This is a genomic window from Bisbaumannia salifodinae (assembly GCF_055388505.1).
On sequence record NZ_AP043781.1, the window covers coordinates 2,534,865 to 2,548,129 of the forward strand.

Consider the following 13,265-nt stretch of genomic DNA (forward strand, 5'->3'; position numbering starts at 1 on the left):
ACGGGGTGACTTGACGACCTTTTCGGGCTAGGCTAATTGTATATACATAACCCAGCCCAGTGAGGAGGCAGTTATGCCATCCCAAGCCAATCGCCGCCTGTGGCGCGATATCACCCTCTTCGATGGCCTGCGCACCCTGCCCACGCCCATGGGAGTGATCGTGGCCGGCGAGCGCATCGAGCGGGTGGCGCCGATGAGCGAGCTCGACGCCGCGACCCTCGCCGGCTGCGAGCCGATGGCCAGCGGCGGCGTCATGACCCCCGGCCTGGTGGACTGCCACACCCACCTGGTCTTCGGCGGCTCCCGGGCCGATGAATTCGAGCAACGCCTGGAAGGCGTCAGCTACGAGGAGATCGCCCGGCGCGGCGGCGGCATCCTCAGCACCGTCACCGCCACCCGCGAGGCCAGCGAGGAGGCGCTCTTCGCCGCCGCCAAGCCGCGCCTTCAGGCGTTGATCGACGAGGGCGCCACCACGGTGGAGATCAAGTCCGGCTACGGCCTCAACGTGGCCGACGAGCTGAAGATGCTGCGGGTGGCGCGGCGCCTGGGCGAGGCCCTGCCGGTGCGGGTGGTGACCACCCTGCTCGGCGCCCACGCCCTGCCCCCGGAGTTCCAGGACGACGGCGACGGCTATATTCGCCTGGTCTGCGAGGAGATGATTCCCGCGGCCGTCGCCGAGGGGCTGGCGGATGCGGTGGATGTGTTCTGCGAGAGCATCGCCTTCTCGGTGGCCCAGTGCGAGCGAGTCTTCGCGGCCGCCGAGGCCCATGGCCTGCCGATCAAGGCCCATGCCGAGCAGCTCTCCAACCTGGGGGGCAGCGCCATGGCGGCGCGTCATGGGGCGCTCTCCGCCGACCATATCGAGTACCTGGACGAGGCCGGCGTGGCCGCCCTGAAGCAGGCCGGCAGCGTCGCCGTGCTGCTGCCCGGCGCCTTCCACACCCTGCGCGAGACCAAGCTGCCGCCCATCGAGGCGCTGCGTCGGGCCGGCGTGCCCATGGCCATCGCCACCGACGCCAACCCGGGCAGCTCGCCGATCTTCGCCCCGACCCTGATGCTCAACTTCGCCTGCACCCTGTTCCGCCTGACGCCCCAGGAGGCCCTGGCCGGCATGACCGCCCACGGCGCCCGCGCGCTCGGGCTCGCCGGACAAGGCCTGGGCCGCATCGAGGCCGGCGCCCCGGCGGACCTCTGCCTGTGGCGCGTCGAGACCCCGGCGGCCCTGGCCTATGCGGTGCAGCCCGGACGCCTGCAACAGCGGGTGTTTAACGGCGAGGTGACCCATGGCTGACCAAGCCGCCATTGCCTTCGCCCCGAGCCAGGCCCACTCACGTCGGGGGGCGCCGGGGGCAGGCGAAAGCGAAGCGTCATTATCAGGGACGAGAATGCCGAGCGCCCAGGGAGGGGGTCACAGCGTCTTCGCGTTGCCTGTCCCCGGGGTAGCCCCGTTCACCGAGGGAAGATGAGATGAACCCCACCTATCTCGATGCCATCGATATGTCCCCCTGGGCCGGCCGCGAGGATCCCGAGGCGGATAGCCTGCGCTGGCACCAGGTGGTCGAGCCGCTCTCCCAGGCCACCACCACGCCAGGCGTGGCCCTGGTGGGCTTCGCCTGCGACGCCGGCGTGGCCCGCAACCAGGGCCGCATCGGCGCCGCCAAGGGCCCCCGGGCCCTGCGCCAGGCCCTGGCCCCCCTGGCCTGGCACCGCCAGGGTCCCGCCGTGGATGCCGGCGATATCGTCTGCCACGGCGATGACGACATGGAAGCCGCCCAGGCGCGGCTGGCCGAGCGGGTCGCCGAGCTGCTCGCCAAGGACCATCTGCCCATCGTGCTGGGCGGCGGTCATGAGGTGGCCTTCGGCAGCTGGTCGGGCCTGGCCCGTCACCTGGCGGCTGGAGACGGCCCGGCACCCAGGGTCGGCATCATCAACTTCGATGCCCACTTCGACCTGCGCGACCCGGCCCAGGTGCGCTCCTCCGGCACCCCCTTCGCCCAGATCGCCGAGGCCTGCCAGGACCGCGGCTGGCCCTTCCGCTACGCCTGCCTGGGCGTGAGCCGGGCCGCCAATACCCGGGCGCTGTTTAGCCGGGCCCAGGAGCTTGGCGTGCTGGTTCGCGAGGATCACGAGATCACCCCGGCCCGCCTGGACAGCCTCGGCGATGAGCTCGCGGCCTTTACCGGTCAGTGCGACCTGGTCTATCTGACCCTCGATATCGACGTGCTGCCGGCCTGCGAGGCCCCCGGCGTCAGCGCCCCCGCCGCCCACGGCGTGCCGCTGGCCCTGCTCGAACCGCTGCTTACCCGGGTCCGCGACAGCGGCAAGCTGGCCCTGATCGACCTGGCCGAGCTCAACCCCGACTTCGACATCGACAGGCGCACCGCCCGGGCGGCGGCGCGACTGATTCACCATTTGACGCTTAACGGCTAAACCACAGGGCCCGCCAGACGTCACGACACCCCATCACCGAACGACGCAATAACGAGGCAACTCCATATGACCCAACGCGATCCCCGTCACGACCCGTCTCGCCGGATCGGCGCCCCCACCGGCACCGAGCTCAGCTGCAAGAGCTGGCTCACCGAGGCGCCGCTGCGCATGCTGATGAACAACCTCCACCCGGACGTCGCCGAGCGCCCCGAGGACCTGGTGGTCTACGGCGGCATCGGCCGCGCCGCCCGCGACTGGAACTGCTACGACACCATCGTCGAGACCCTCCAGCGCCTGGAGGAGACCCAGACCCTGCTGGTGCAGTCCGGCAAGCCGGTGGGGGTCTTCGAGACCCACAAGGACGCCCCGCGGGTGCTGATCGCCAACTCCAACCTGGTGCCGGCCTGGGCCAACTGGGAGCACTTCAACGAGCTGGATAAGAAAGGCCTGATGATGTACGGCCAGATGACCGCCGGCTCGTGGATCTATATCGGCTCCCAGGGCATCGTCCAGGGCACCTACGAGACCTTCGTCGAGGCCGGGCGCCAGCACTACGACGGCGACCTCACCGGCCGCTGGATCCTCACCGCGGGCCTCGGCGGCATGGGCGGCGCCCAGCCCCTGGCGGCCACCCTGGCCGGGGCCTGCTCGCTGAACATCGAGTGCCAGCAGTCGAGCCTCGACTTCCGCCTGCGCACCCGCTACCTGGACGAGCAGGCAGACAGCCTGGATGACGCCCTGGCGCGCCTCGAGCGCTACACCGCCGAGGGCAAGGCGATCTCCATCGGCCTCTGTGCCAACGCCGCCGATGTGCTGCCCGAGCTGGTCAAGCGCGGCGTGCGCCCGGATATGGTCACCGACCAGACCAGCGCCCACGACCCGCTGCACGGCTACCTGCCCCAGGGCTGGACCTGGGAGGAGTACGTGGCCCGCGGCAAGAGCCAGCCGGAAGCCACCGTCAAGGCCGCCAAGCAGTCCATGGCGGTGCATGTCCAGGCCATGCTCGACTTCCAGCAGCAGGGCGTGCCGACCTTCGACTACGGCAACAATATCCGCCAGATGGCGATGGAAGAGGGGGTCAGCAACGCCTTCGACTTCCCCGGCTTCGTGCCGGCCTATATCCGCCCGCTGTTCTGCCAGGGCATCGGTCCCTTCCGCTGGGCGGCACTCTCCGGCGACCCCGAGGACATCTACAAGACCGACCAGAAGGTCAAGGAGCTGATCCCCGACGACGAGCACCTGCACCGCTGGCTGGATATGGCCCGGGAGCGCATCAGCTTCCAGGGGCTGCCGGCACGCATCTGCTGGGTGGGCCTCAAGGATCGCGCCCGCCTCGGCCAGGCCTTCAACGAGATGGTCAAGAACGGCGAGCTCAAGGCGCCGGTGGTGATCGGCCGCGACCACCTGGATTCCGGCTCGGTGGCCAGCCCCAACCGCGAGACCGAGGCGATGCGGGACGGCTCCGATACCGTCTCCGACTGGCCGCTGCTCAACGCCCTGCTCAACACCGCGGGTGGCGCCACCTGGGTCTCGCTGCACCATGGCGGCGGCGTGGGCATGGGCTACTCCCAGCATGCCGGGGTGGTGATCGTCGCCGACGGCAGCGACGATGCCCATGCCCGCCTGGGCCGGGTGCTGCGCAACGACCCGGGTACCGGGGTGATGCGCCACGCCGACGCCGGCTACGAGATCGCCAAGCAGTGCGCCCGGGACAACGGCCTCGACCTGCCGATGCTGGATAAGTAACCCCTTGACTCGAATTCGGCGATGAGCTGATCCGGGGACAAGCCTCGGCGCGCATCGCCCTCGCCGCACCCTTTTCAGGAGAGCGTTATGACCCATCTCGAGATCCACCCCGGCAAGATGACCCTGGCCCAGGCCCGCCAGGCCTATGAGGCACCGCTGTCGGTCAGCCTGCCGGCCAGCGCCGATGCCGCCATCCAGCACAGCGTCGACTGCGTCAACCGCGTCGTCGCGGAGAATCGTACCGTCTACGGCATCAACACCGGCTTCGGCCTGCTGGCCCAGACCCGTATCGCCAACGAGGAGCTGGAGGACCTGCAGCGCTCCCTGGTGCTCTCCCACTCCACCGGCGTCGGAGAGCCCATGGAGGACGCCCTGGTGCGCCTGATCATGGTGCTCAAGGTCAATAGCCTGGCCCGCGGCTTCTCCGGCATCCGCCGCGAAGTGCTCGATGCCCTGGTGGCGCTGATCAACGCCGAGGTCTACCCGCATATCCCCCTCAAGGGCTCGGTGGGCGCCTCCGGCGACCTGGCACCGCTGGCCCATATGAGCGTGGTGCTGCTCGGCGAGGGCAAGGCCCGCCACCAGGGCGAGTGGCTGCCCGCCCGGGAGGCCCTGAAGGTGGCCGGCCTCGAGCCCCTGAGCCTGGCCCCCAAGGAGGGCCTGGCGCTGCTCAACGGCACCCAGGTCTCCACCGCCTACGCCCTGCGCGGCCTCTTCGAGGCGGAAGACCTGCATGCCGCCGCTACCGTCTGCGGCGCCCTCACCGTGGAGGCGACCCTCGGCTCCCGTTCGCCCTTCGATGCGCGGATTCATGAGGTACGTGGACAACAAGGCCAGATCGATGCCGCCGCCGCCTACCGCCACCTGCTGGGGGAGCATAGCGCCATCGGTGACTCCCACGCCCAGTGTGACCGAGTGCAGGACCCCTACTCCCTGCGCTGCCAGCCCCAGGTGATGGGCGCCGCCCTGACCCAGCTGCGCCAGGCCGCCGAGGTGCTGGGCGTCGAACTCAATGCGGTCTCCGACAATCCCCTGGTCTTCGCCGAGGACGACGACATCATCTCCGGCGGCAACTTCCATGCCGAGCCGGTGGCCATGGCGGCGGACAATATCGCCCTGGCCATCGCCGAGATCGGCTCGCTCACCGAGCGGCGCATCTCGCTGATGATGGACAAGCATATGTCCCAGCTGCCGCCCTTCCTGGTGGAGAAAGGCGGGGTCAACTCCGGCTTTATGATCGCCCAGGTCACCGCCGCAGCCCTGGCCAGCGAGAACAAGGCCCTGGCCCACCCGCATAGCGTCGATAGCCTGCCCACCTCCGCCAACCAGGAGGACCATGTCTCCATGGCCCCGGCCGCCGGCAAGCGCCTCTGGGAGATGGCCGCCAATGTGCGTGGCATCGTCGCCATCGAGTGGTTGGCCGCCTGCCAGGGGCTGGACCTGCGCACCGACGCCGATGGCCGGCGCCTGACCACCACCGAGTCCCTGGAAGGGGCCCGTGCCACCCTGCGCGAACGGGTCGGCCACTACGACAAGGATCGCTTCTTCGCCCCGGATATCGAGGCCGCCACCGAGCTGCTGGCCAGCCGCGTGCTCAGCTCGCTGCTGCCCCAGGAGCTGCTCCCCAGTCACTGAGGCGACACCAAGCCCCTGCCATAAGGCCTGGCGGGGGCTGTCATGAAATAACAATCACACCTATCATCCCAAATCCTAAGAATACCGATAAAACAAGGAAGACTGATGAATGCTATCGTTCTTGCCATCCTGGTGATGGTTGGCCTGAGTCTTGCCCGGGTATCAGTGGTCTTCGCCCTGATCGCCGCCGCCGTGGTGGGAGGACTCTACGCTGGACTTCCCGCCACAGAGATCGTGGCGGCTTTCAATGCCGGACTGGGGGGAGGCGCCCCGGTGGCTCTGGCCTATGCCACCCTCGGCGCCTTCGCCGTCATGCTCTCGCGTTCGGGCATCACCCAGCGCCTCTCCCGGCGGGTCATCGACAGCTTCGAGGCCGGGAAACACCACCACGCCCATGCCAGATGGGTCACCTGGGGACTGTTCGCCACCCTGATCCTGGCGGGTTTTGCCTCGGGTACCATTATCCCGGTGCATATCGCCTTTATTCCGATCCTGGTCCCGCCCCTGCTGCTGGTCATGAACCATCTCCAGTTGGATCGACGGGCCGTCGCCTGTGCCATCACCTTCAGCATTACGGTGATGTACATGACGACCCCCATTGGCTTCGGCACCATTTTCCTCAACGACATCCTGATGGGGAACATCAATGCTGCCGGCGCCGAGCTGGGACTGGAGGTCTCCCGCGACATGCCCCCCAAGGCCATGCTGCTACCCGCTGCTGGCATGTGTCTCGGCCTGCTGCTGGCGGTCTTCGTCAGCTATCGGCGCAAACGTGGCTATCAGGACCTCCCTATCGACGGTTTCCAGAAGGACGCGGCTCCCGAGGAGAGCGGGCTCAAGTCCTGGCAGCTTGCCACGATCATGCTCGCCCTGGTGCTGGCCCTGGTCGTTCAGCTGTGGAGCGGCTCAATGATCTTCGGCGGCCTCTGCGGTTTCGCCGTCCTCTCCTTTAGCGGCATCGTCAAATGGAGCGAGCAGGACAGTGTTTTCACCCAGGGCATGCGACTGATGGCCATGGTGGGCTTTATCATGATCGCCGCCGCGGGCTTCGCCGGCGTCATGCAAGCCACCGGCGAGATTCCCACCCTGGTGCAGGGTTCCGTGGAGCTGATCGGCGACAACCGCGCCATGGCCGCCCTGGTGATGCTGATGGTGGGCCTCTTTATCACCATGGGCATCGGCTCCTCCTTCTCGACGATTCCCATCATCGCCGCCATCTATGTCCCCATGTGTCTCAGCTTCGGCTTCTCGCCCCTGGCGACGGTGGCCCTGATTGGTACCGCCGCGGCCCTGGGCGACGCCGGCTCGCCGGCCTCGGACTCGACGCTTGGCCCCACTGCCGGCCTCAATGCCGACGGCCAGCATGACCATATCTGGGACACCGTGGTGCCCACCTTCCTGCATTTCAATATTCCGCTGATCGCCTTCGGCTGGTTGGCCGCTATGACACTCTAATCAGGGAGAGAGACGATGACCGACATGCAGCACATCACCCAACGGATTGATAATGCCACCATCGACGCCTTCCAGAATGACGGGGCCGTGGTGATTCGAGGCCTCTTCGATGCCGATCGGCTAGCCGACCTTGCCAATGGCATCGAGCATAACCTGCGGCATCCTAGCCCCAGAGCCAAGGTGGCGAGCCGAGCGGATGATCCTGGCTGGTTCTTCGAGGATTTTTGCAACTGGCAGGAGAACGACGCCTATCGCCGCTTTATCTTCGACTCCGGCGTGGGCGAGGTCGCGGCACGGCTGATGCGAAGCCGGACGGCACGCCTCTATCACGACCACCTGCTGGTGAAGGAGCCGGGAACCCAGCAGAAAACGCCCTGGCATCAGGATCAGCCTTACTACAACGTGGATGGCCATCAGAACGTCAGCATGTGGCTTCCCGTAGACCCCGTCTCGCGACAGGCTACGCTGGAGTTCGTTGCGGGATCTCACCTGGGGCCCTGGCTGATGCCACGAACCTTTATGGACAACGAGGCCAAGTGGTTCCCCGAGGGTACGCTAGACGACCTGCCGGATATCGAGGCGAATCGCGAACGGTACCGCATCCTCGGCTGGGCCCTGGAGCCCGGTGACGCCGTCTTTTTCAATATGCTGACCCTGCACGCCTCCGGGGGAGTCAGTGGCAAAGATCGCCGGCGCGCCTTCTCGGTGCGATTCCTGGGGGACGATATGACCCATGCCCCACGCCACTGGACGACGTCTCCTCCCTTTCCCGGACTCGATCAGGAACTTCCGGCCGGTGCCCCCATGGAGCATCCGCTATTCCCACTGCTCTACCCACGATAACTGACAGCTTCGCCGGCCGACCATCCGGATCGGTCGGCAGCTAGTCCGCTATGTATACGCCTTGAGCCCCCTGGTACCCGCCGGTATGCTGCCCAGCTGCCACTGAGCCGCCCGGCATGTCCCGTGTCCCCACGGCGGGTGCCGTGGGGGCGTCAGTGCATTCGTTCCCAACGATAAGAGCCCATCATGAATGCTATCGTTCTTGCCATCCTGGTGATGGTCGGCCTGAGCCTGGCTCGGGTCTCCGTGGTCTTCGCCCTGATCGTCGCCACCCTGGTGGGGGGCCTCTATGCGGGCATGCCCATCGGGGAGATCCTCGACGCCTTCAACGACGGCCTCGGCAACGGTGCCACCATCGCCCTCTCCTATGCGGTGCTGGGCGCCTTCGCCGTGGCCCTGTCACGCTCGGGGATCACCGAGCTGCTGGCCAACCGCGCCATCGCCGGGCTCAACCTGGACTCCCAGAGCGACAATCGCCGCCTGGTCACCTATACCCTGCTGGCGGCCCTGCTGGCGGCGGCGGTGAGCTCCCAGAACCTGATTCCGGTGCATATCGCCTTTATCCCGGTGCTGGTGCCGCCGCTGCTCAAGCTGATGAACCACCTGCGCCTCGACCGGCGCCTGGTGGCCTGCGTCATCACCTTCGGTATCACCGCGCCCTATATGCTGCTGCCGGTGGGCTTCGGGGCCATCTTCCTCAATGACATCCTGCTCACCAACCTCAACGAGAGCGGCGCCGAGCTGGGCCTGGAGGTCACCCGTCAGATGGTGCCCCTGGCCATGATCATCCCCATCGGCGGCATGGCGCTGGGGCTCGCGGTGGCGGCACTGTTCAGCTACCGCAAGGGACGCGACTACGAGGACCGCGACCTGGCCCACGGCGACGAGACCCCGGCCCAGGCGGCCCGTCACCTGGCCGGCTGGCAGAAGGCGGTGCTGGGCATCGCCCTGGTGGGCACGGTGGCGGTACAGCTCACCACCGGCTCCATGGTGCTGGGGGGCATCTTCGGCTTCGCCCTGCTGTCGCTGAGCGGCGTCTTCCACTGGCACGAACAGGACGGCATCTTCACCGAGGGCATGCGCATGATGGCCCTGGTGGGCTTTATCATGATCTCGGCGGCGGGCTTCGCCAGCGTGATGCAGGCCAGCGGCGAGGTGCAGGGCCTGGTCGAGGGCTCCACCGCCCTGATCGGTGACAACAAGGGGTTGGCGGCGCTGATCATGCTGCTGGTGGGGCTCTTTATCACCATGGGCATCGGCTCCTCCTTCTCGACCATCCCCATCATCGCCTCCCTCTATGTGCCCCTGGCGCTGACCTTCGGCTTCTCGCCGATGGCCACCATCGCCCTGGTCGGCACCGCCGCGGCCCTGGGCGATGCCGGCTCGCCGGCCTCCGACTCGACGCTGGGGCCCACCGCCGGCCTCAATGCCGACGGCCAGCATGACCATATCTGGGACAGCGTGGTGCCCACCTTCCTGCACTACAATATCCCGCTGATCGCCTTCGGCTGGGTCGCCGCCATGATCCTGTGATGATGACCACGCCGGGGCCTGCCCCGGCGTTATCGCCTCAGGCCACCCCGCAGCAGGCCTTGAACTTGCGCCCGCTGCCGCACGGGCAGGGATCGTTGCGCCCCGGCTTGAGGCGATTCATCGAGGTATTCCCATCCTGGTAGTACCAACGTCCCTCCTCGCGCAGGAAACGGGATGCTTCCTCGAGCACCGCCCAGCGACGGCCCTCCCGGAAGGTGGCGCGAAAGTGCACCCGGCCCTGCGCTCCCGCCGCCTCGCTCGCCATGATCTCCAGGCGCACCCAACGGGTCTGGTCGTCCGCCGCCAGGCTGGCGGGCCGTGTCGATGCATGCCAGCTGGCCAGCAGGTAATCGGTCAGGTTCAGGGCGAAGGCGCTATAGCGGGAGCGCATCAGCGCCTCCGGGGTCGGTGCCGGCCCCCCCCGATGGTAGGGGCCGCAGCAGTCGGCGTAGGCGGCCCCACTGCCACAGGGGCAGGCTCGCTTGTCCATCTCTTGGCTCTCCTCGGTCGTCGGCGCGCCAGTGTGCCATGCCCGCCGCGCCCTGTCCGCCCACCGGGAGCGGGTCGCCGGAGGCGGCTCAGCGGTGGCGTCGGCCCTCACCATAGACCACCACCCGGTCGCGGCCCCGCTCCTTGGCCAGGTACATGGCCTGGTCGGCATAGTGGGCCAGGGCCCGGCTCTCCTCGGCATGATCGGGGCACAGGGCCAGGCCGATACTGGCGGAGACGGTCAGGGTCAGGTGATCCACCGCGAAGGGCTCGCGCAGGGCGGTACAGAGCGCCTCCGCCACCCCGTGGGCATCGTCGCGACCACTGATCAGCGGCAGCAGCACCACGAACTCGTCGCCGCCGATGCGCCCGATGATATCCGAGGTCCGCAGCCGCGCCTCCATGCGCCGCGCCACGGCGATCAGCAGGCGATCGCCGACCCCGTGCCCATGGGTGTCGTTGACCGGCTTGAACTTGTCCAGGTCGATAAACATCAGCGCCAGTGGCTGACGCTGGCGCAGGGCCAGCGGGATGGCCTTGTCCAGGTGGGAGAAGAACAGCGCCCGGTTGGGCAGCCCGGTCAGGGGGTCGTGCTGGGCCATATGGCGGATCTTCTCCTCCATGGCCTTGCGTTCGGAGATGTCCCGGGCGATGCCCATCCAGGTGGCCAGGCTACCATCCTCGTCGAACATGGGGGAGGCATTGGAGGTGTGCCAGCGCCAGCCGCCATCGCCGTGACGCATGCGGTACTCGACCCCCTGCTGCTTGCTGCCGGAGTCGAACAGCCGCGTCAGGAAGGCCGCCACGGCGGGGCGATCCTCGGGATGCACGAAGTCGATCAGCGGCTGGCCCAGGGCCGCCTCGGCGTCCAGGCCCAGCATCTCCGTCCAGTTCGGCGAGACATACTCGAAGCGCCCCTCCCGGGTCAGGGTGTAGATGATGTCGTTGGCATTCTCCACCAGCAACTGGAAGCGCCGATCATTGGCCGCGTTACGCTCCTCGAGCCGCTTCTGGGCGGTGATGTCGTTGACATAGCCGGTCCACACCAGGCTGCCATCCGCCAGGCGCTGGGAGATGTCGTTGGCCTCCAGCCACAGTAGCCGGCCGTCCCGGTGATACATGCGGAACTCGCTATGCCAGGGGGCCAGGCGCTCGGCGCACTCCAGGCTCTCGCGGATCACTCGCTCTCGGTCGTCGGGATGAATCAGCCCGATCAGTGCCTCCGCATCGGCCTCCGCCTCGGTGACGCTGACCCCGAACATCTCGCTGACTCGCTTGCCCACATAGGGATAGGACCAGTGGCCGTCGGCGTCGCGGCGCAGCTGATAGATAAAGCCCGGCAGGGTATCGGCCACCGACACCAGGGTCTGGGTGAAGTCGCGCAGCTCGGTGATGTCCCGGGCGGTGCCCAGGATCAGACACACCTCGCCGTGGTCATCGAAGAGCGGGGTCAGGCGGGTCTGCCAGCAGCGCTGGCCGGCGGGGAGCGGGAAGTGCTGTTCGTAGAGCCGTGTCTGGCGCGCCAGCAGGCACAGCCGATACTGCTCCTCGATCAGCGACACCAGGGCCTCGGGCAACGCCTCGGCGGGGGTATGCCCCTCCATGGCCGAGCGTGGAATGCCGGTGCCCTTGACCAGGGCGTCATTGACCCGGAGATAGCGGAAGCGCTCGCCCCCCGCCTCCACGCCCACCAGGAACTGGGCATCCGCCGAGGCCTCGAAGAGGCGACGATAGATGGCCTCGTCTCCCTCCCGAAGCCCTGGCGGATAGCGATCCTCCGGCTCTCCCATTCGACTTCTCCCCGCGTCGAGCCGAGTCCCTGGCAACGTTTTATATCTAACTATCTAGCCATACTGACACAGGCCGGCGCCCGCCCGCTTCAACGTTGCGCAAAAAGCTGACCTGGCTCAATGCCAATGCACGGGATAGCGGCGATGGCGGGCCAGGTTGTTGACCAGGATGGCCACCACCAGCATCACCGCGCAGCCGACCCCCACCGGCATCAGCGGATACCACCAGCCCAGGGCCTGTACCTCGGGGCCACCCACCACGGCGATCAAGCCGGCGGCGGCGCCAGGCGGGTGTACGGTATGGGTCAACTGCATCACCAGGATGGCCAGGGAGACCGCCAGGGCCACGGCCAGCGCCGTGGTCCCCAGCGCCTGGGCACAGGCCACGCCGACGCAGGCCGACAGCATGCTGCCCAGCAGCACGTTGCGGGGCTGGGCGAAGGGACTCTGGGGGGCGGCATAGATCAGCACCGAGGTGGCACCGAAGGAGCCGAGGATCAGCAACTGATCGCTGAGCCAATGGGCGCTAAGCCAGCAGATGGCGCCCATGCCGGCGAAGGCACCGGCCCAGGACCAGAGGGCATCCTGCCAGTCGGCGCGGGCACGCCGCGCGGGTTCACCGCGCATCTTGCCGAAGTAACTCTTCATTGTCGTCCACTGAATGCACCAGAAAGAGGCAAGATTCTGACAAAACGCACTACCAAGGTGAAGGTTGGTTTGCTTATAACTCGATAACAAGTCCCCCCCTCTCTCCTTCCCTTCCGAGACGGACGCAGAAAAGGCATGAAAATCATAGGGCTCTGACCCTATACTGGAAGGGCATCGCGTGACGGCACCCGCCTGAGTGCCGTAAGGAATGAAGCCGGAAGCCCCATCCCAAGAGTAAGGAATCCTCTCATGATGAAAACAGTCGCACGCGCCCTCAGTCCGCTGCTGATCCTCTGCCTGGTCCTCGGCAGCCTGCCGGTCGCCGCCGCCCCCAGCCCGGCCAGCGGCCTGATTACCACCCAGGAGGCCCTGAGCCAGGACCAGGTCAGCGCCGATCGGGAACGCATCAACGAGATCCTCGCCCGCCAGGATGTCCAGGATCAACTGGTCGCCCAGGGCGTCGACCCCGCCGAGGTGGAAGCCCGCGTGGCCGCGCTCTCCGATGCCGAAGTGCGTCAGATGGCCGACCAACTGGAACAGCTGCCCGCCGGCGCCAGCGTGGTGGGCGCGCTGTTCGCGGTCTTCGTGATCCTGCTGGTCACCGATATCCTGGGCCTGACCAATGTCTTTCCCTTTACCCGCTAAGCGTCGGGGCCGCCGCCCCGCTCCCCGCTCACGCCTCAACGCCCGCCTCGC

Annotated in this window: 11 protein-coding genes; 8 read left to right on the forward strand and 3 right to left on the reverse strand. The window is 67.4% G+C overall.

Features of this window, described 5'->3' with window-relative positions:
• Positions 1-73: 73 nt before the first annotated feature.
• From hutI to ACZ5EF_RS11860, 7 genes are all read left to right on the forward strand, one after another.
• The gene (gene hutI / locus ACZ5EF_RS11830) at positions 74-1,291 is read left to right on the forward strand and encodes an imidazolonepropionase (RefSeq protein WP_346062128.1); all 1,218 of its coding nucleotides are present in this window, start codon (positions 74-76) and stop codon (positions 1,289-1,291) included.
• A 176-nt stretch (positions 1,292-1,467) separates the two neighbouring features.
• Positions 1,468-2,430 carry a formimidoylglutamase gene (hutG, locus tag ACZ5EF_RS11835; RefSeq protein ID WP_346062127.1) on the forward strand — a complete coding sequence of 321 codons (963 nt, stop codon included), beginning with the start codon at positions 1,468-1,470 and terminating at the stop codon, positions 2,428-2,430.
• Between the two features lie 66 nt (positions 2,431-2,496).
• Positions 2,497-4,176: a urocanate hydratase gene (gene hutU / locus ACZ5EF_RS11840; RefSeq protein WP_346062126.1), complete on the forward strand. Its 1,680-nt coding sequence runs from the start codon at positions 2,497-2,499 to the stop codon at positions 4,174-4,176.
• An 87-nt stretch (positions 4,177-4,263) separates the two neighbouring features.
• Positions 4,264-5,811 carry a histidine ammonia-lyase gene (gene hutH / locus ACZ5EF_RS11845; RefSeq protein WP_346062125.1) on the forward strand — a complete coding sequence of 516 codons (1,548 nt, stop codon included), beginning with the start codon at positions 4,264-4,266 and terminating at the stop codon, positions 5,809-5,811.
• A 105-nt stretch (positions 5,812-5,916) separates the two neighbouring features.
• The gene (locus ACZ5EF_RS11850; protein ID WP_346062124.1) at positions 5,917-7,266 is read left to right on the forward strand and encodes a Na+/H+ antiporter family protein; all 1,350 of its coding nucleotides are present in this window, start codon (positions 5,917-5,919) and stop codon (positions 7,264-7,266) included.
• Positions 7,267-7,281: 15 nt separating this feature from the next.
• Positions 7,282-8,109: a phytanoyl-CoA dioxygenase family protein gene (locus ACZ5EF_RS11855; RefSeq protein ID WP_346062123.1), complete on the forward strand. Its 828-nt coding sequence runs from the start codon at positions 7,282-7,284 to the stop codon at positions 8,107-8,109.
• A gap of 186 nt (positions 8,110-8,295) precedes the next feature.
• Positions 8,296-9,642 carry a Na+/H+ antiporter family protein gene (locus tag ACZ5EF_RS11860; protein ID WP_346062122.1) on the forward strand — a complete coding sequence of 449 codons (1,347 nt, stop codon included), beginning with the start codon at positions 8,296-8,298 and terminating at the stop codon, positions 9,640-9,642.
• Positions 9,643-9,679: 37 nt separating this feature from the next.
• On the opposite strand, the gene ACZ5EF_RS11865 is transcribed toward ACZ5EF_RS11860, so the two are convergent.
• From ACZ5EF_RS11865 to ACZ5EF_RS11875, 3 genes are all read right to left on the reverse strand, one after another.
• Positions 9,680-10,132 carry a YchJ family protein gene (locus ACZ5EF_RS11865; RefSeq protein WP_346062121.1) on the reverse strand — a complete coding sequence of 151 codons (453 nt, stop codon included), beginning with the start codon at positions 10,130-10,132 and terminating at the stop codon, positions 9,680-9,682.
• 88 nt (positions 10,133-10,220) lie between these two features.
• Complete coding sequence (locus tag ACZ5EF_RS11870; protein WP_346062120.1) at positions 10,221-11,921, reverse strand: PAS domain S-box protein; 1,701 nt, start codon at positions 11,919-11,921, stop codon at positions 10,221-10,223.
• 117 nt (positions 11,922-12,038) lie between these two features.
• On the reverse strand, positions 12,039-12,569 hold the full coding sequence (locus ACZ5EF_RS11875) for an HPP family protein (RefSeq protein WP_346062119.1): 531 nt from the start codon (positions 12,567-12,569) through the stop codon (positions 12,039-12,041).
• A 252-nt stretch (positions 12,570-12,821) separates the two neighbouring features.
• Here ACZ5EF_RS11875 and ACZ5EF_RS11880 point away from each other — a divergent pair, with 252 nt between their 5' ends.
• A complete protein-coding gene (locus tag ACZ5EF_RS11880) occupies positions 12,822-13,214 on the forward strand; it encodes a PA2779 family protein (RefSeq protein WP_346062161.1) in 393 nt (130 codons plus the stop codon).
• Positions 13,215-13,265: the final 51 nt, after the last annotated feature.